This is a genomic window from Sphingomonas adhaesiva, assembly GCF_002374855.1.
GTDB classification, from domain to species: domain Bacteria; phylum Pseudomonadota; class Alphaproteobacteria; order Sphingomonadales; family Sphingomonadaceae; genus Sphingomonas; species Sphingomonas adhaesiva.
The window spans coordinates 16,099-34,795 of the sequence record NZ_NWVC01000008.1 but is presented as its reverse complement, the minus strand read 5'-3'; the positions used below and the strand labels follow the sequence as shown (position 1 = coordinate 34,795).

Below are 18,697 nucleotides of genomic sequence, written 5' to 3'. Positions count from 1 at the left end.
CGGAACCCGCAAGGATGCCCGCCCCACCCGCCGATGAGGCCGCGCTGCTGGCGCAAATGCTGGGCGCACGGTCGAACCCCGCTGCGCCTGCGCTGGCAGCACCCCGCCCATCGACGCTGGCCGGTTGGCGGGTGGCGGCGGCGGTGACGGCGGCGCTGGCCGGGTTGCTGGCAGTGGGCTGGGCGATGGGGCAGATCGAAGGCGCCTGGTCGCCCGCTGCGCAGACGCTGGCGATGAGCGCCGCCGTCATCGTGCTCGCGGCCGTAGCTGGGCGAGTGGCGGGCACCGGCCTTATGGGTTTCGGCGTGCGGTGGCGGCACTGGTCGTTGGTCGGTGCGGCGATGGGGCTGGGCGCCATCGCATGGTGCGCGCTGTCGCTGGCACTGGGCGGCCGGCTGACCGAAACCCAGGAATTTGCTGGGACTGTCACGCTGGGGGGCATGCCGGTCACGCTGGCGCAGGTGGGCGCGGAAGAGATGCTGTTCCGCGGCGCGATCCAGCCGGCGATCGGCCGCATCGCGCCGCCGCTGGCGGCGATCGCCGGAACGGCGGCGGCCTTCGCACTGCTGCACCTGGCGGGAGCATGGGACGCCCCGCTGACCGCGCTGAACGTTTTCCTGGCGGGGTGCTGGCTGGGCCTGCTGGCGGAGCGCAGCCGCGGGTTGATCGCTCCCGTCGCCGCGCATTGGGGGTGGAATGCCGGCGAACTGACCGTGCTGGGGCTGTTCCCCAACCCCGGCACGGGTCCGTGGGGCGCGCTGTGGGGGCATGACATCGTCGCCGACGCGGTGTGGGGCGGGGGGCAGGAGGGGCTGAACGCCAGCTTCCTGGCGACGATGGTACTGGGCGCGATGACGCTGGCGCTGCTGGCGGTCCGTCGGCGGGCCGAGATATGACGCTGGCGGGCGCGCGCGCCCTATCGAGCATGCGCGGCGCGGGCCGCGTCGATGCGGTCGCGTTCGCGGTGAAAGGCGTCGAGCGCTGTTTCGGTCAGCGCCAGGCCATCCTCGGTCTTCACCGCCATCGGATCGATCGCCTCGCCGTTCAGGTGAACCTCGTAATGGAGGTGCGGGCCGGTGGAACGGCCGGTCGTGCCCGACAGGCCGATTTCCTGGCCCTGCGCCACGTGTGCGCCCTGTGTCACGCCCGGCGCGAAGCTGGTGAAGTGGAAGTATTTGGTCAGATAACCCTTGTCGTGGCGCAGGATGACCATGTTGCCCGCGGTCGCACTGAAATGCGCGGTGTCGACCGTCCCGGCGCCGGCGGCATAGACCGGGGTGCCGGAGGGGACCGCGAAATCGATGCCGTTGTGCAGTTTGCGGAAGCCCAGCACGGGATGGACACGCCAGCCGAAGGTGGAGGAGACGCGCGCGCCCTCCACGGGCGTACGCATCAGCGAGCGGACGATGCTGCGTCCGTTGCCGTCGTACCAGCCCGGCTGCGCTCCCGGCGGCGCGAAGCGGTAGAGCGCGCGCGATTTGTCCGCGGTGATAAAGGCGGCATAGACGAGAGTGGGCACGCCGACCGGCTGGCCATCGGCATTGACGGTCTGTTCCGCGGCCATCTCGAACACGTCGCCGGGGTGAATTTCGCGCTGGAAGTCGAAATCATAGACAAACGCCTTGGCGAAATCGGGTATCAGGCTTTCGTCCACGCCCGCCGCGACCGCGGAGGAATAAAGGCTGTCGGCGTTCATTTCGCCGCGTGCGACCGTCAGCCTGGCTTCAACCGAGCGCGCGAGTGGTTCGGTGCGCCAACCCTGCGGGGCGGTGGCATCGCGGATCAGCGCGACGCCCGAACTGTCGGCGCGCGCGGCGCGGACGCGAAGGACCTGATCGCTCGCGCCATCCCCGCCCAGCCGCAGCGAGACGACGGCGGTGATCGCGCCGCCCCCGCCGATGTGCGGCAGCGCGAGCGCCTGGGCGGCGGTCGCCAGTTCCTGCGGCAGCCCCTGCGCGCGCAGCAGTGCGGCGAGATCGGTGGCGGCGGGCAGGGTGGTGGTCCGCTGAATCACGTCGGGGCGCACCACGCGGGCCGTCCCCGCGCGGGCGGTCGGTTGTGGGTCGCTATGCCGGTCCACCACGGGTTGCCGATCGAGCAGACCCGCCACCGGCCCCGCGGCGAGCAGCAGCGCCGCGCCCGCGAGCAGCGGCCAGCGGATCGGCGGCGTCGCATCGCGTTGCGCCGACGCCGCACGGTCGGGTGCGATCGACCAGCGACGCGGATCGAAGTCGAGGGCGCTGCCGTCGGTGGTCATGCTGTTTCAATCCCGCCTGCAAGAGTCGGTGGGCAATATATCCGAATAGATCGCCAATCAAAGAAAATTGATCGGTCGAAAGGATCAAGACAGCACACGGTAGGGGCATAGGTTGTGTCTGATCGTAGTAGAATAGCCTGGAGAGAAGGTGCCTTCCTTCGGCCTCAGCACTTTCAGCAGATGGATCGTTTTCTGTCGGCTGAGCTTGATCGTCGGGTTTCCGCCACGCGGCCTTATGCCTGGGGTGTGACCGAACTGGTGATTGATGAGGATCTGGCGACGCTCGGCAAGTTCGGGGTCATCCGGCTGGCCGGCGTGCTGCCCGATGGAACGCGCTTCGCCATTCCCGACGATATGCCGCCGCCGCCGCCCCTGGACCTGCCCGCCGAGGTGAGCGACGCGGTCATCCACTTGACGCTGCCCGCGGCGCAACCTGGCGCGGTGATGTTCGAGGACGAGGAGGCGGCCGGACCCGCAAGCCGCTTCCTGGTCAGCGAGAGCGAGGTCGCGGATGTCTTTTCGGCCGACCGCACGCGTGAGCCGGTCGAGGTGGCGCGCCCCCACCTGCGGTTCGGCGTGACGCGCGACGATATTTACGGCCGCGTCTGCCTGGGTCTGGCGCGGGTGCGCGAGTTGCAGAACCGGCGGGCGATGTTCGACGACCGGTTCGTCCCGCCCGCGCAGGACCTTCGCGCCAGTCCACGGCTGCGCGGAGGGCTGAGCGACATATTGGGGCGCGCGACCCAGCGCGTGGAGGAACTGGCGCTGCGCGCGGTGGAGGCCACCGACGGCGGCGCGGAGACGTTCGCCAGTTTCCTGCTGCTGCAATGCCTGAACCGCTGGTGCCCGGTGCTGGGGCATCTCCAGTCGATGCCCGACGTCCATCCGGAGCGATTGTTCGAGCAGCTGGCGGCGATGACCGGGGAACTGGCGACGCTGACGCGTGCCGACCGACGTCCGCCGCCGCTGCCGGTGTACGACCACGAAAATCTGCAGGCGACGTTCGAGCCGGTGTTCGACCTGCTGCGCGCGATGTTGTCCGCTGTGTTCGACCGCTCTGCGATCCAGCTGCCGCTGGAGGCCGCAGGACCGGGGGCGTATGTGTCGACGATCACCGATCACCAGCTTTACCGGACCGGCTATTTCTATCTGGCGGTCAATGCCGCGGCGCCGCTGGATGAGATCCGCCAGCGCTTCCCCGCGATGGCGAAGATCGGCGCGGTGCAGAAGATGCGCGCGATCGTGGAAAGCGCACTGCCCGGCGTTCCGCTGCGCCATGCGCCGACCCCGCCCCCACAGCTGCGCGTACTGCCGGGCTATCTGTATTTCGAGCTGGATCGCGGCGTGCCCGACTGGCGCGATTTCGCGACCGCGCCCGCGCTGGGGCTGCATCTGGCCGGTGAATGGCCGGCGCTGAAGATGGAATTGTGGTGCGTGAAGAGGGCCGAGCAATGACCGGGTCTGACAGCGGCAATCGCACGATCTTTCAGCCGTCGCCGTTGCAGGGCGGCGGTGCGGGCGCCGGGGCTGCGCCGGTGCCGCCCACGCCGCCGTCACCGCCGCCGGCCTATCCCTCCGCTATGCCGGCGGGGGACGACGTGCCGGAACCCGCCACCCCGCCGCAGCGCCGCAACCCGATGATGGCGCAGGCGGCACCGCTGCTGGCGCTGGCGGCGGCGATCCGATCGGGTCGCGCGCGCCAGCCGCTGTCGCAATTCCATGCGCGTGCCAGCGCGGCGGTGACCGCGTTCGACCGCGCGATCGCGGCGCATTATCCGCCCGAAACCTGCCGCCGCGCGACCTATGCACTGTGTTCGACTGTCGACGATATCGCGCAGAACCTGCCGGGCGTCGGGATCGAGGCGAGCGAATGGGCGCGCCGCAGCCTGGTGGTGCAGATGTTCCGTGAGAGTATCGGCGGCGATCGGTTCTGGCAGATCGTCGATGAGCTGCTGGCCAACCCGACGGGCAACGACGACCTGATCGAACTGCTGCATGGCTGTCTGGCCGCCGGGTTCGAGGGTCGGTTCCGCGTGATGCCCGACGGCACGCGGCGGCTGGACGAGATCATGAAGCGGTTGTTCGCCGCGCTGCCCACGGCGCGCGGCCTGTCCGATCGCGAGTTGGTGCCGCACTGGCGCGGGGTGTCGGCGCCGGTGGCGCAGGTGGGGCGGTGGAGCCGGGCCGCGATCACGGCGGCGGTGGCGGCGGTCCTGCTGCTGCTGCTCTTCATCGGATTCCGCCTGATGCTGATGCAGTCGGGCCGCCCGGCGTGGGAGGCGCTGGCGGCGCTGAACCCCAGCGAGCCGTTGCACCTGTCGCGCGGCGGCGGGGGATTGCCGGCGAGCGACAGCGGCCAAGCGGCGCGATTGGAGACGTTCCTGGCGCCCGAGATCGCGCAGGGGCTGGTGACGGTCGACCGCGATGCGGGGACCGTGCGGGTGCGTACCACGATCGGGCAGTTGTTCCGATCCGGCTCCGACACGCTGGAGCCGGGACGCGAGGCGCTGTTCCAGCGGATCGCAGCCGCGGTGGACAAGGAACCCGGACCGGTGCGGGTGGAAGGGCACGCCGACAGCGACCAGCCGAACGGGCTGACCTTCCCCGACAATAATGCGCTGTCCGCGGCGCGGGCGACGACGGTGGCGGGGATCGTCCGCGCGGGGCTGGCCGATCCGGCGCGCGTGACCGCGCAGGGGCATGGCGACAGCGAGCCGATCGCGTCCAACGCGGATGCGGCGGGCAAGGCGCTGAACCGGCGCGTCGAAATCGTGCTGCAGCGGCAGGATTGAGGGGGAGAGGCGCGATGGCCTTCATCAAGCGCGCGCTGCGCAACTGGCATGTGGTGACGATCACGGCGGCGGTACTGGTGGCGCTTCTGCTGTGCCTGGGGCTGCCGCTGTTCGTGCTGGCGCTGCGCCCGTGGTGGGTACGGTTGCTGCTGGCGTTCGTCGTCGCGGTGGCCTGGGGTGCGGCGGCGTGGTGGCGCGCGCGTCGTGCTGCGCGCGCGGCCGCGCAGCTGGAGGCGGCGGTCGCGACCGAGGACGAGGGCGATGTCGCCGCGGGGCGACTGCGCGGCGCATTGGCGCAGCTGCGCAGCGCGGGCGGGGGCGGACGCGATTACCTGTATGCGCGGCCATGGTACGTCATCATCGGCCCGCCGGGGGCGGGCAAGACCACCGCGCTGCGCGCCTCCGGGCTGCGCTTTCCCGTGGTCGATCAGGCGATGAAGGGGGTGGGCGGTACGCGCAACCTGGATTTCTGGTTTGCCGATGAAGCGGTGCTGGTGGACACGGCGGGCCGCTACACCACCCAGGATTCGGACGCGGCGGAGGATGCGGCGGGCTGGCGCGGGTTCCTTGACGCGCTGCGGCGGCATCGGCCTGCGCGCCCCATCAACGGCGTGCTGGTGGCGATCGGCCTGGACGATATCGCGACCGGCGACGTGCGGGCGATCGACGATCATGCCGCGGCGGTGCGGCGGCGGCTGGCCGAACTGTCGGACACGCTGGGGGTGGACCTGCCGGTGTACTGCCTGTTCACGAAGGCCGATCTGCTGGCCGGCTTCACCGACTATTTCGCGGATCTGGACGTCGAGGGGCGGCGTTCGGTGCTGGGGCACAGTTTCGCCGTGGAGCAGGCGCCCGATGCCGCCGCGCTGGCGGGCGGCTTCGACACGGTGGTGCAGGCGGTGGCGGATCGCCAGCCGGCGCGGCTGGCGGCGGAGCCGGATGTCGAGCGGCGCGGGTTGATCCTGGGATTCCCGACGCAGCTGGGCGGGTTGCGCGCTCGGATGGTGCGGTTCCTGGAAGGGGCGTTCCCTACGGCGCCGGCGGGCGGCACGTCGGTGACGCTGCGCGGCTTCTATCTGACCAGTGGCACCCAGGAGGGAACGCCGCTGGACCGGTTGCTGGCCGGCGTGGCGCAGGTGTTCGACCGGCCGCAGGCCGCGCCGGGCGGCAGCGGCGGGCGCGCCTATTTCCTCAACCGCCTGCTGAGCGAGGTGGTGTTCCCGGAGGCGGGGCTGGCGCGGCTGCGTGGTGCGGCGCGGCGATCGCGCGCGGCACGGGCGGGCGGTGCGGTGGCAGCGGTGGCGGCGGCGGCGCTGCTGGTGACCGCGTTGTGGACGGTCAGTTTCCTGCGCAACCGACATGAGCAGGACGCGCTGGCGAGTGCGGCGCGCGCGGCGGAGGAGAGCATCCGACAGCGCGGCATCGACATGGTGCAGGTAAACGCGAACGACGCAGGGCTGGAGGAAGTCGCGGCGGCGCTGGATCAGCTACGTCAGCTGCCTGGCGGCTATGCCGATCGCGTCGCCGGCTATCCGCCGCTGACGATGCGGTTCGGACTGTGGCAGCGCGGGCTGAGCGATCAGGCGGTGCAGGCGTATGAACAGGCGCTGCGCCGCATCCTGTTGCCGCGCGTGATGCTGCGGATGGAAGCGGTGCTGGCGGGCGTGCAGGGCGATCCGCTGGCGGTGTACGAGCCGCTGAAGGCGTATCTGATGATCGGCGGGCAGCGTCCGGGTGGGATCGATGCGCGGCCGCTGCGCGCGTTCGTCACCGCCGACTGGGAACGCGGCGCGCTGGCGGGGGCGGACCGTGCCGAGCTGCGGCGGCGGCTGGCCGCGCATCTGGATGCGCTGATCGCGGCGGGCGATGTGGAGCGTGTGTGGGCGAACCGGCAGGTGCCGCTGGACGCGGGCATCGTGACCGCCGCGCGCGCCACGGTGCAGTCGATGCCGCCCGCCGATCGCGCCTATGCGATGCTGCGCTACGGCACCGCGGCGACCGCCGGACGCGACTGGCAGGCCGCGCGGGTGATCGCCTCTGCGGACGCTGCGGCGTTTGCCGATCCCGCGGCGGTGGGGGCGCTGTCGGTGCCCTATTTTCTCACTCGCGACGGATATGCGAAGGCGTATCGCAGCGGGCTGTTGACGATCGCGGAGCAACTGCGCCGTGACGCCTGGGTGCTGGGCAGCGACGGCGGGGCGGGGCTGGGCGAACTGACCGCGCTGCGCCCGCAAATCGCGCAGCGCTATGCGGCCGATTACGCCGGGGCGTGGGATGCGGTGGTCGCGGCGCTGAAGCCGGGGGCGCTGTTCGCCGATCCGGCGGCGCTCGGCGCGTTCACGCGGCTGCCATCGCCTTTTGCCAAGCTGTTGCGCGAGGTGCGGGCGCAAACGCAGCTGGGCAATCCCGATGCCGCCGACATGGTGGCGGGTGGCCTGATGGTGCGCGCGACGTCGAAGCTGGGTGCCGCGGCGCCGGTGGCCGGCGCGATGCTGACGCCGGCCGGCGGCAACAGTGCCGATGCCGGTGCGATGATCGCGACGCATTTCGCGGAGCTCAACACCTATGTCGGCGACGGCAAGCAGCCATCGCCGCTCGACCAGTTCGTGGATGCGGTGAAGACCGGCGGGCAGGCGGTGCTGGCGGCGCGCGCGGGCGGTGCGGCGGGCGGGCCGGCGTTGCAGGTGGCGCTCGATCAGGCGAACGCGACGATCGCGTTGCAGGCGCAGCAGGCGCCCGGCGCGCTCAAGTCCTTCGCCGCGGACCTGGCGCAGGGGGGCGCCACCGCGAAGTCTGCGGTGGCGCAGGGCAATCTGCAACAGGCCTGGGCACAGACGATGCTGCCGTCATGCCGCGCCGCGACGCAGGACAAATATCCGTTCTTCGCCGCCTCCACCGCCGACGCATCGGTAAGCGAGACGGTGCAGTTGTTCGGCCCCGGCGGGCTGCCCGGGTTCGTCGACGCAAACCTGAAGCCGGTGCTCGACACCTCCGGGCCGGTATGGCGGTGGCGCAGCGACGATCCCGCCGCGGCGGCATTCGATCCGGGCAGCGCGGACGCGCTGGCCAAGACGATGCAGATCCGCGACCTGTTGATCGCGGGCCAGCCGTTCAAGGCGCAACTGGCGACGACCGGGCCCGGGGTGGACGCAGTGGAACTGTCCGCGGGCAGCACCTATCGCCTGGACGCGGGCACGCGTGACGCGCGGCAATATCAATGGTCGCTGCAGGGCGGCCTGCCCGAAGCGCATGTTACGCTGTTCAAGGGCGGGCAGAAGGTGGACGAGATCGCGACCGCGGGACCGTGGGCGATCTTCCGCCTGTTCGACAAGGCGCGGCGGCGCAACGACGGGCAGACCGCGTTCCTGGCGACCTTCGGGTCGGGCGACGCGACCGCGACGCTGCGCATCATCCTGCCCGACGATCGCAACCCGTTCGGCCATGGCGGCCTGTGGACGTTCCGATGCCCGAGCGCGCTGTGACCGGGGTGCTGCTGTTCGGGAAGCTGCCCGTGCACGGCGACTTCGTGGCGCGCGGGATGACAGCGGCGGAGCGCGAATGGTGGGACGAGCGGCTGTCGATCGGTATCGCGCGGATACGCGCGCTGACCGACGAGGGGTTCGAGGCGACTTGCGACATCATACCGCCGTGGCGGTTCCGCCTGCGCCCAGGGATGCAGATGATCAGTGGCGCCATCGCCCTGTCGATCGACCGTTCCGGACGGCGCTTCCCGGTGATCGTGGCGCGGCGCGACGCACAGGGTGGCGCCGCGTGCGAGGCGGCGCTGCGGCGTGGCCTGGCCGAGCGGCTGGACGCGGATGCGATCGTCGCGGCGGTGGGGGCGCAGTCTGATGCGGACGATGCGCCGGTGACGACGGGCTGGTGGTGCGCCAGCGCCGATGCCGAGCCGCTGCTGCAGGTGGACCCCGCCGCGGCGTTGCCGCTGATGCTGCCGACGGTCGATCCCGCGGCGGCGGGCGCGGAGGACGAGGAGTGACGCGGCCGCTGCGGATCGACTGGCGCGGCGCCAGCGACGTGGGCCGCGTGCGCCAGATCAACGAGGACAGTTTCGTCGGCCTGCCCGACCGTGGGCTGTGGGTGGTGGCGGACGGAATGGGCGGCCATGCCGGGGGGGACTGGGCGTCGACACGGCTGACCGCGACCATTGCGGCGGCCGATGCCGCGGGCAGTTTCGACGAGGCGGTGGAACGCTGCGCAGGTGCGATCCACGCCGCCAATGCCACGATCTGGCAGGAGGCGCAGGCGCGTGGTGCGCAGATGGGATCGACGGTGGTGGCGCTGCTGATCCGCGACGGACGCTTCGCGGTGCTGTGGGCGGGGGACAGCCGCGCCTATCTGGTGCGCGACGGCCGATTGCTGCGGCTGACGCGCGATCACAGCCAGGTGCAGGCGCTGATCGATCGCGGCCTGTTGACCGAAGAGGATGGCGCGGGCCATCCGATGGGGCATGTGCTGGCGCGCGCGGTGGGGGTGGAGCCGACGCTGACGCTGGACGTGGTGGCGGACACGCTGCTGCCCGACGACCTGTTCGTGCTGACCAGCGATGGCGTGCACGGCGTGGTGCCCGATGGGGAGATCGCCCGCACGGTCATGCAGGCGACGGTGACGGCAGCGCCCGCGGCGCTGGTGGAACGCGGGCTGGCCAATGGTTCGAACGACAATCTGACCGCGGTCGCCGTGGGCCTGAGCGAGACGACGTTGCTGATGGTGGGGGCGCAGGCATGACGGGCGGCAATGGCGCCGGCGACGAGGATGAGGGCCGGACGATCTTCGTCCCCGCCGCGGGATCCGGCGCGGACGCCGCGACGGATGCAGCTCCGACCGCGAGCGGCTGGGCGGCGGCGTCCCCCGATGCGCCGGCGACCATACCGCCACCCGCCGGGTCGGTTCCGCCGGTCCCCGCGACGGCGGCGGCGGGGCTGGATGCGCCCCGGCGACTGCAGCCGGGCGACGTGCTGAACCATATCTTCGAGGTGCGCCGCTACATCACCGCCGGTGGCATGGGCGAGGTGTGGGAGGGGGTGAACACGCACACCGACGAGCGCGTGGCGATCAAGGTGATGCTGCCGCAACTGGCCGCGGACCCCAATGTGCAGGCGATGTTCCGCAAGGAAGCGCGCACGCTGACGCGGCTGTCGCACCCCGCGCTGGTCGCCTATCGCGTGCTGGCGATCGAACCGTCGCTGGGCATCCTGTACATCGTCACCGAATATGTCGACGGGACGAACCTGCAGGATGTGCTGGGCAAGGTGCCGCGCGACGCCGACAGCTTGCGGGTGTTCATGCGGCGGCTGGCGGAGGGGCTGCGCGCGGCGCATGCGCTGGGGGCGATCCACCGCGACATGTCGCCCGACAACGTCCTGCTGGAGGGTGGGCGGCTGGACTGCGCGCGGATCATCGATTTCGGCATCGCCAAGGATCTGGACCCGCACAAGGGGACGATCGTGGGCGACGGCTTCGCCGGCAAGCTGGGGTATGTCGCACCCGAACAGCTGGGCGATTTCGGACGCGAGGTCGGGCCGTGGACCGATGTGTACGGGCTGGCGCTGGTGGTGCTGGCGGTCGCGGGGGCGCGCGCGCCGGCGATGGGCGTGACGCTGGTCGAGGCGGTGGACAAGCGGCGCGCCGGTGCGGACCTGTCCGCCGCGCCGGAGGCGCTGCGCCCGATCCTCGCGGCGATGCTCGCGGCGGACCCGGCGCGGCGGCTGCGCAGCATGGATGAGGTGATCGAGGCGATCGACCATGGCGTGCCCGCCGCGCCGGCGTCGGCCGCGCCCGCTGCGCCGGCCGCAAGCCCGCCTGTCGCCGCTGTCGCGCCGTCGGTGCCGAAGCCCGCCACCGCCGGTAGCGGGCGGCGTGGTGGCGGGCGGGGGATGTGGATCGGCGGCGGCGCCGTGCTGGCCGCGATGCTGGCCGGGGGCGGCTGGCTGATCGCGGGACGGGCGCCGGACGTCGCATCGCCGCCGGTGACGGCATCGGGGGCCGCGCCCGCGGCGCCCGCGGCCCCGGGCGATCCCGTGGCGGCGGCCAAGGCGGCGATCGCGCGGGCACTGCCGGGGATCGCCTGTTCCTGGCTCGACGTGCGTGACCTGCGGCGTGAGGGCGACGGCGTGTCGTTCACGCTGTCGGGTGTCGCGGGCGATCCGGTGGCGGCGCAGGGGGCGTTGCAGGCGGCGCTGGGCGCGGCGGCGCCGATACGCACGCTGAACGCCGACGTGATGACGCTGCCGCGAAACCTGTGCGGCGCGGTGGAGACCTTCGCGCAGGTGCGTGCACACGGGCCGGCGCTGTTGTCGGTGGAGAAGCAGCGGTGGGAGATGGACCGGCGCGTCGACAGTACGCAGGGCGATCAGAAGGTGGCGCGCGTGGCGGTCTATCTCGATCCGCGCGCCAGCGGGGATGACTTCACGCTGGTCGGCTGGGAGGACGGTTCCGCGACCGCGACCGCGATGACGCGCACGCAGTTGCTCGACGTGGTGTTCGCGGCGACGCCGGACGGGCGCTACATGATGAAGGGCGGCGACATCACCGGCACCGGGGTGAAGGGCTATGCGCTGATCCGCGGCCGCGGGCCGTTCCCGCCCGATCTGGTCGCGCCCGCGTTGCCGCTGGCAGCGGACTGGCGCACGCGCTTCCTGGCGGCGGCGCGTGGGAAGGGATGGACGGTAGAGATGTTGTGGTTCCAGACGCAGGACCTGACGCCGAATTGAGGCGGGTCAGGCGTCGATTTCGAAGGCGGTGCGGAAGGTGGGCCAGTTGACAACGACGCTGGTGGTTTCCATGCGCGCCGCCTGGGTCAGCGATGTGAGCTTCGTTCCCGCGACGGTGGGAAACACAAGGAGGATCGCGTCAAGCTGGCCGGGCGGAACGTCATAACCGATCAGCCCCTCTGCCAGTTTCGGAATGTCGAAGGTACCCGGCGTCTCGCGTCCGGCGGTGTAGGTCAAGGCGCCGCTGAGGTCGCGGGTGGCGCGGACACGCTTTCCTGCCAGTTCCCTGGCCTCCTTTGTGCCGCCCCGAAAGACCAGCCCGGCATTCTTCCACGCCATCGTCATCGCTCCCCTGGTTCTACCGCCGCGCCGCCTCGTCATACGCCTTGCGGAATTCGGCGGCGAAGACGTCCATGAAGGCTTCGTCGGAGCCTTTGGCGACCCCGGAGAACTCGCGCTCATAGGCCTGCCACAAGGCCGCATCGCGCGCGCCGGGCAAGATGCGCGACAACAGCCCGCGCGTTTCCGCGCGGCCGCGGATCGCGGCGGGCGAGAAGCGGTCGAGCGTCGACTTCAGTGCGCCCTGCATCGCCTTCAGCGTGGCGACCTGATGTGCCTGGAGATCGACGAATGCGTCCTCCACCGCGCGTTCCGCGGTCATGAAGCCGCGCTCCGGGGGGCACAGCAACTGCGTCACCGCCTGTTCGGGGGTGCGCGCGAACTTCAGCGGATTGTTGCCGTCAAACTGCAGGGCGGTGCGCGTCGCGCCCATCTGCGCCTTGGCGCGGGTGCGCGCCTCCAGCATCACCACCAGCCCCGCGACGAGCCGTCGCAACAGCGCGCCGGCCGTTCGCGCCAGCGCGGCATCGTCCGGCAGCATCTGGCGATCGACCCCCGCCGCCTGCGCCAGCAGCGTGCTCAGCGCGCCGGACGCCGCATCGGAACCTGCGCGCGGTGGTGCATCGGGCGTGCCCCGCGGCGGGGGCGCCCCGACGACCGGCGCCGGCGCGGCAACGGGAGAAGGCGACGGGGCGGTGCCGAAGCCGCCGCGCGCCCAGTCGACGGTATTGCTGGCGGCCAGATCGCCCCAAATGTCCGCCGCCGCGGGCGGTGTGGGCGGCGCGGGCGCGCTGGACCAGCCCGACGCCGGCGCCGTCGGCGCCACCGGTTCCGACCAGTTGCCCCAATCGGCGCCGCTTGCCGAGGGTGCGGGTGCGGAGGGTGGTGCGGGGGGCGGAGCCCAGCGCGCGGACAGTGCGCCGCGCCCGCTGATTTCCGCCACCGGCGCAGGCCGATCCCAGCTGGCGGGATCGACACCGACCGGATCGGGGCCGACGTGCGAATCCCAGCCGCCCCAGCCCGATGCGGCGGCAGGCGCTGCGGCGGTGCCGACATCGCCGCCCGTGGGGGAGTTGATCGTCACCGCCACGCGATAGCGGCCAATGCCGATCACGTCGCCGGTGCGCAGGACTTGCGGATCGGCGAACCGCGCGCCGTTGATCGTGGTCCCGTTGGTGCTGGTGTCCACCAGCAGGTAGGCGTTGCCGCGGAAATCGATCTCGCAATGGCGTGAGGAGATGACCTTCTCCGGATCGGGCAGGCTCCAGTCGACGGTCGGCGCGCGGCCGATCACCGCGCCGCGCCGCTCCAGCACCAGCGAGGGCACCGCCCCGCCGCCCGCAGCGAACGGGTCTTCCAGGGTGAGCGTCAGCCCCATCGTGTCATTCCGCCCCCGCCGCGATGCGATCCCCCGCCGCCAGCGCCTCGGCCAGCGCGGCGTGCGGATCGGTGCTGCGGTGCGCGGCGGCCAGAACCGCACCTGCGGCCGCCGTGCCGCACAGCGTCGGTGCCGGATGGACCGCCTCCAGATCGGCGGGGGCGATCGATCCGCCGGAAAAGAACAACGCGGCGCCAAGGAAGCGGATAGGCCCGTCGATCGGCTCGCAATGCGCCCAGGCGGCGCGGCGCAGCGCGTCGTCGGGGGCGGCGATCCAGCGCGACACCGCCGCCATCGCCGCTCGGTCGGCATCGCCGCGGACCTCGGCGCGTTCGACCGCCTGTGCGGCCCACGCCACCGCTTCCAGCCGCGGCAGCGCCATCGCGAGGAAGCGGATCGCCAGCCCCAGTTCGCCCGCCGCCACCTGCGCGGCCCACCAGTCGCGCGGCGCGGCGGTCGCATCCTCGGGCGGGATCGCCACATCGTCCAGTTGGGCCGCGATCTGCCCTGCCTCGGTCCATTTCACGCGGTTCCAGGCCGGCGGCGCGGGCGGGCGAAGGGGCGCCTCGCTCATGTGTTGATCATCGTCATGCCGCCCTTCAGCGTCAGCATGCCGTCGCCCTTCACGGTGGTGAGCGTGCTTTTCACCTCGATCTGAAGCCCCGCCTTCAGCAGCGCCTTGAGCGCTGCCTTCATGTCGATCGCGGTGGGATCGACGACGATCCGCGTGTCGCCCACCTTGAGGGTGATCTTCGTCCCCGCCTCGATATCGATCGTGGTGCCTGCCTTGATCTTCAGTGCCTGGCCAACCTCCAGCGTGTCGTCCTTCGCCACATGTACGGTGCGCGACGCGCCGATTTTCCCCTTCTGGTTGTTCTTCACCTCCTCGCTATGGTCGTGACCGACGCGTATTTCGCGATCCAGCCCGACGTGGTGCGATTCGGAACGGCGCACGCGCAGGTTCATGTCGCGTTCGGCGTGAAGGAAGACTTCCTCGGCCCCGCCCTTGTCCTCGAAACGCAGTTCGTTGGCGCCGGGCGCGCCGGTGTCGAGCGCCATCGCGCCGCCGCTGTCCCCCGCCTTGCCGTAGCGCTTCGTGCGCCACAGCGCGCGCGTCTTGTGCTGGGGGAGCGGATAGACCGGCATGTTGAGGCTGTTGAACACACGCCCCGTCACGATCGGGCGATCGGGATCGCCGTGAAGGAAATCGACGATCACCTCATGCCCGACCCGTGGCAGGATCAGGTTGCCCAGCCCGCCGGTCTGCGACACGCGGATCCAGCACGTCGCACGCTCGCCGGGCGTGTCGGCGCGATCCCAGTGGAAGCGCACCTTCACCCGCGCATATTCGTCGGTGTAGATTTCCTCCCCCGACGGGCCGGTGACCACCGCGGTTTCGGGGCCGCTGACGACAGGGCGCGGGCTGCGCAGCGGCGAACGAAAGGGCGTGGCCGCGGGGATCGCCTCGAACGTCACGCGGCTGTCGCCGCCGCCGCCGCCCGACCGATGCGCCTCCGCCGCGACGACATGGTGCGTGCGCACCACCAGATAGGCATCGTTGAAGCGATCGTTGGGATGCTGCGTCACCGACAGCAGTGATCCCGTGCCCACCCCCATCGCCTGGCTCTCGCCCGTATAGAGGACCCGTTCGGCGCGCTCCGCCTGCAGCGCGACCTTCCCCAGCGGACGGCCCGCCGATTCCTGCGCATAGCGGCCGGGCCACACATAGACCTCGCCATCGTCCGAGGGGTGCCGGGCCTCGTCGGTCTCGGCGATTTCCAGCGGGCGATCGGCCTTGGTGAAATTCCAGTCGCGCATCGTGACGCGCGCCTGGGCGGTGGTGGCGACACGCTCGTGCCAGCTGTGCAGATCGTTAACCGCCAGATTGCGCGTGTTCGCATTGCTCATCGAGCCGCTCTGCGGGTTGAACACCAGCGCGGCCGGATTGCCTTTCTGATGCGCGCCGGGATCGTCGCACAGCACCATCACATGCTCGTCGCGTTCGTGACGGAAGAAATAGTAGATGCCCTCTTCCTCCATCAAACGCGAGATGAAGGCGAAGTCGCTTTCGCCATATTGCACGCAATAGGGACGCGGCGTGCGCGGCTGCGCCAGCCGGCCATAGTCCGCCTTGGCGACGCCGCTGTCGTCCAGAACCGCCTTGATGATGTCGACGACGGTGCGGTCCTGATAGATCGCGTGGCGGCGGTTGCCGGCGAGCAGTTGCGTCCACGGACGCAATGTCAGCCGATAGTGAAAGCCGGCGCCATCTTCGTGCAGATATTCGCCCGCCACCATCAGGCCGTGGAAATGGCGCTGCCGCACCCCGTCCTGCACGATCTCGATTGCCACCGGCTTGCCCAGATGCGGCAGCAGATCGACCTCGCCGAGCGGTGCGACCACGTCGACCAGCGCGGTAAAGGGCGTGCCCAATCCTTCCTGCGCCTCAAGCCGCCGCAGGTGCACCTGCTCCCCGCCGATGTCGATCGCAAGGCGCGTCTGACGTTCCAACCCTGTCGTCCCCCGCTCGCCACGGCGGCGCGGACGGGTGACCGGATGATCCGGCTGCCATCTTTGTGCCGCGACGTCACGCGCCTGTGCCGAAATCGGCCAGGTCGCGACAGATATGATGTGTGGGTCAACAAGGGTTGGAGGGCATCACCCATTTGGGTGATGCGTCAGCAGCCGCGGAGTTTCAAGAATTGCCAAAGTATTAAGGGCGGTTCCGAGGGGTTTGGCGGGGCCGATTCGATGATGTCGGGATCATGATGCTGCGCAGACGTTTTCGCGCATCGGGTTCCTGCGTCTTCGTCAGATACAGGGGAGTTGGGTGATGCGGTTCATCTTGTCGATCGTGGTGGCGATGCCGCTGGTGGTGGTCGGCGTCGCCGCGGGACAGTCGCGCCCCAGCGAGCGCGACATCGCCTGCCAGTTGGGCGCGGCGGAGTGTGCGACGCCTGCGGCGCGGCCCGCTGCGGACGCGGAGGATGACGGCAGCATGGTGGTGGACGGCGGACAGCGCCCGTTCTGCCTTCCCGGCATGGCCTGTGCGCGCGGTGCGCCGCCGCCGGTGCGGCCGGTGCAGCGCGCCGTGACCGCCGGGCTGCGCCCCGACCTGTCGCCGGGGCGCGGCCGCGCCATGGACCGCGGCTATCGCGCCGTGCGCGCCGCGGCACCGATGCCGGCGACGGGCGCGCATCGCCCGATCGGCACCGCGGACATGGCGCTGACCTTCGCCAACAATTCCGCGGATCTGTCGGCCGATGCCCAGACGCGGATCGCCACCTTCGCGCGCGTGTTGACCAGCGGATCGCTGGGCAGTGCCAGCTTCCGCATCGACGGACACACCAATTCGGTCGGAACGCGGCAGGCGAACCAGGATCTGTCGCGCCGCCGCGCGCAGGCGGTGGTGGACTACCTCGCCTCGCTGGGCGTGTCGCGCGACCGGCTGCAGGCGGAGGGGCATGGGTTCGATACGCCATTGTCGGGCACGCGTCCGCAGGATCCGGCGAACCGCCGCGTGGAAATCGTGAAGAAATAACGTCGTGGCGCCGCGGCGGGGGCCGGGGCGCAGGGATGCCATCGAAAGGGGGATAGCGCGCGTGGTCGATTGGGCCGGTCTCGTCGAGCCGCTGGACGGCGATCCGGTGGGACCGGATCTGTCCTACGATGCGGAGCGCGTCGCGATCGAGGACGTGTTCGCGACGTCGGCCAGCGGCGAGCGGGCAGAAGACGTCAACTGGCGGGACGTGATTGCACGGGTGCAGGCGCAGGCGGCGCGCACGCGTGACCTGTGGCTGGGCATATATTGGGCGCGGGCGGGTGCGATGGCGGGCGCGTTGGACGCGGTGGCCGACGGCGTCCAGTTGCTCGCGGCGCTGATCGAGACGCATTGGGATATGGTCCACCCTCAGCTCGACGAGGTGGGGTTCCTGGGCCGTAAGAGCGCGTGTGACGGGTTGGCGCGCCACGCCGAGTTCATCCAGCCGCTGCGCCGGGTCGCGCTGATCGCGCATCCCCGGCTGGGGTCGTACAGCGCCGCCGACCTGGAGCGGTTCGAGCAGGAAGGCGACGCGGCCGAAGGATATGGCATGTTCCGCGCCGCGCTGGAGCAGCTGGATGCCGAGGCGATCGACGCGGCGATCGATACGCTGGACACGATCCGGGATGCGATCCGCCGCGTGGACCGCGTGCTGACCGACAATGCCGGGGAGGACACCGGCACCGATTTCGCGCCGACCTATCAGGTGCTGGCACAGATGCGTGCGGGGCTGGCGCGCCATTCGCACACCGCCACGGCGAGCGGGACGGATGCGGGGACGGCGGGCGAGGGTGCCGCCGCGCAGACGGACACGGCCCGCGGCGATTCCGCCGCCGGTGGCTTCATCGCCGGGCGGATCGAGACGCGCGACGATGTGCTGCGCGCGCTCGACGCGGTGGCCGACTACTATCGCCGGCGCGAACCCGGGAGCGCGGTGCCGCTGGCGCTGCGCCGTGCGCGCGAATGGGTGCCCAAGACCTTCATCGAGGTGCTGGCCGATATCGCACCCGCCAGCATGGAGGACGCGCGCCGCGTCCTGATGTCGCAGAGCATGATGGCGGAGGCTGGGCTGGAATGAGCCGCCGCGTTCACCTTTCACCGATTTGAGCAGGAGACCGGCCGATGTCGAAGAGCGGACAGCGCTTCATCAAGGAAAACCGCGCACCGCGCGTCCACATCGAATATGAGGTGGAGACGTTCGGCGCCAAGGAGAAGGTTTCGCTGCCTTTCGTGATGGGCGTGATGAGCGACCTGTCGGGCAAGAGCCATGTCGAGAAGAAGACGCTCGACAAGCGCGACTTCCTCGACATCGACATGGACAATTTCGAAAGCCGCATGGCCGCGATCGCGCCGCGCGCCGCGTTCCAGGTCGACAATTCGCTGACCGGCGAAGGGCAGATGTCGGTCGACCTGACGTTCTCCAAGATGGAGGATTTCTCGCCCGGAGCGATCGCCCGCAACGTACCCGCGCTCGCCAAGCTGCTGGAGGCGCGTGAGCAGCTGAACGACCTGATGCTTTACATGGACGGCAAGGACGGGGCGCAGGACCTGCTCGACAAGGTGCTGCGCGATCCGGACCTGCTGAAGGCGCTGGCCGCGACGCGTCCCGGCGAGGGCGCTGGCCCCGCCGCTGCGGTCGACGAGCAGCCCGCATCCTGA

The 18,697-nt window shown here is 70.8% G+C and carries 15 protein-coding genes; 10 read left to right on the top strand and 5 right to left on the bottom strand.

All coding sequences use genetic code 11. From position 1 onward, the window contains the following. Positions 1 to 14 precede the first annotated feature (14 nt). Positions 15 to 896 (top strand): CPBP family intramembrane glutamic endopeptidase, encoded by an 882-nt coding sequence (locus tag COA07_RS14430; RefSeq protein WP_066709558.1) that lies wholly within the window; start codon positions 15 to 17, stop codon positions 894 to 896. 20 nt (positions 897 to 916) lie between these two features. On the opposite strand, the gene COA07_RS14425 is transcribed toward COA07_RS14430, so the two are convergent. Further along, a complete protein-coding gene (locus COA07_RS14425; RefSeq protein ID WP_066709555.1) occupies positions 917 to 2,257 on the bottom strand; it encodes a peptidoglycan DD-metalloendopeptidase family protein in 1,341 nt (446 codons plus the stop codon). Positions 2,258 to 2,437: 180 nt separating this feature from the next. On the opposite strand from COA07_RS14425, the gene tssK reads away from it, so the two are divergent. The 6 genes from tssK to COA07_RS14395 are packed head-to-tail and all read left to right on the top strand — an operon-like array spanning position 2,438 to position 11,780. Next, positions 2,438 to 3,712: a type VI secretion system baseplate subunit TssK gene (tssK, locus tag COA07_RS14420; RefSeq protein ID WP_245842173.1), complete on the top strand. Its 1,275-nt coding sequence runs from the start codon at positions 2,438 to 2,440 to the stop codon at positions 3,710 to 3,712. Continuing rightward, complete coding sequence (icmH, locus tag COA07_RS14415) at positions 3,709 to 5,049, top strand: type IVB secretion system protein IcmH/DotU (protein ID WP_066709549.1); 1,341 nt, start codon at positions 3,709 to 3,711, stop codon at positions 5,047 to 5,049. Before tssK ends, icmH begins: the two co-directional genes overlap by 4 nt. Positions 5,050 to 5,063: 14 nt before the next feature. Next, entirely contained in the window at positions 5,064 to 8,531 is a 3,468-nt protein-coding gene (gene tssM, locus COA07_RS14410; RefSeq protein ID WP_245842172.1) for a type VI secretion system membrane subunit TssM, read from the top strand. Further along, positions 8,513 to 9,046: a type VI secretion system-associated protein TagF gene (tagF, locus tag COA07_RS14405; RefSeq protein ID WP_066712705.1), complete on the top strand. Its 534-nt coding sequence runs from the start codon at positions 8,513 to 8,515 to the stop codon at positions 9,044 to 9,046. The genes tssM and tagF overlap by 19 nt, the downstream gene beginning before the upstream one ends. Further along, positions 9,043 to 9,795 (top strand): PP2C family protein-serine/threonine phosphatase, encoded by a 753-nt coding sequence (locus COA07_RS14400; RefSeq protein WP_211280974.1) that lies wholly within the window; start codon positions 9,043 to 9,045, stop codon positions 9,793 to 9,795. The genes tagF and COA07_RS14400 overlap by 4 nt, the downstream gene beginning before the upstream one ends. Then, positions 9,792 to 11,780 carry a serine/threonine-protein kinase gene (locus COA07_RS14395; protein ID WP_096641283.1) on the top strand — a complete coding sequence of 663 codons (1,989 nt, stop codon included), beginning with the start codon at positions 9,792 to 9,794 and terminating at the stop codon, positions 11,778 to 11,780. The genes COA07_RS14400 and COA07_RS14395 overlap by 4 nt, the downstream gene beginning before the upstream one ends. A gap of 6 nt (positions 11,781 to 11,786) precedes the next feature. Here COA07_RS14395 and COA07_RS14390 read toward each other — a convergent pair whose 3' ends face one another. From COA07_RS14390 to COA07_RS14375, 4 genes are read right to left on the bottom strand one after another with little or no spacing between them, the layout of a single operon-like run. Further along, positions 11,787 to 12,119 (bottom strand): hypothetical protein, encoded by a 333-nt coding sequence (locus COA07_RS14390; RefSeq protein WP_141396546.1) that lies wholly within the window; start codon positions 12,117 to 12,119, stop codon positions 11,787 to 11,789. Positions 12,120 to 12,138: 19 nt separating this feature from the next. Next, complete coding sequence (tagH, locus tag COA07_RS14385; protein ID WP_096641281.1) at positions 12,139 to 13,497, bottom strand: type VI secretion system-associated FHA domain protein TagH; 1,359 nt, start codon at positions 13,495 to 13,497, stop codon at positions 12,139 to 12,141. Positions 13,498 to 13,501: 4 nt separating this feature from the next. Next, positions 13,502 to 14,071, bottom strand: a complete 570-nt coding sequence (locus tag COA07_RS14380; protein WP_066712965.1) for a DUF6931 family protein — start codon at positions 14,069 to 14,071, stop codon at positions 13,502 to 13,504. Continuing rightward, a complete protein-coding gene (locus COA07_RS14375; RefSeq protein ID WP_169803587.1) occupies positions 14,068 to 16,008 on the bottom strand; it encodes a type VI secretion system Vgr family protein in 1,941 nt (646 codons plus the stop codon). Before COA07_RS14375 ends, COA07_RS14380 begins: the two co-directional genes overlap by 4 nt. 322 nt (positions 16,009 to 16,330) lie before the next feature. Between COA07_RS14375 and COA07_RS14370 the strand changes: the two genes are divergently transcribed. The 3 genes from COA07_RS14370 (at position 16,331) to tssB (ending at position 18,697) form a co-directional block, all read left to right on the top strand. Further along, positions 16,331 to 17,038 carry an OmpA family protein gene (locus COA07_RS14370; protein ID WP_096641280.1) on the top strand — a complete coding sequence of 236 codons (708 nt, stop codon included), beginning with the start codon at positions 16,331 to 16,333 and terminating at the stop codon, positions 17,036 to 17,038. Positions 17,039 to 17,099: 61 nt separating this feature from the next. After that, complete coding sequence (locus tag COA07_RS14365; protein ID WP_066712632.1) at positions 17,100 to 18,116, top strand: type VI secretion system protein TssA; 1,017 nt, start codon at positions 17,100 to 17,102, stop codon at positions 18,114 to 18,116. A gap of 44 nt (positions 18,117 to 18,160) precedes the next feature. After that, the gene (tssB, locus tag COA07_RS14360) at positions 18,161 to 18,697 is read left to right on the top strand and encodes a type VI secretion system contractile sheath small subunit (protein ID WP_066712629.1); all 537 of its coding nucleotides are present in this window, start codon (positions 18,161 to 18,163) and stop codon (positions 18,695 to 18,697) included.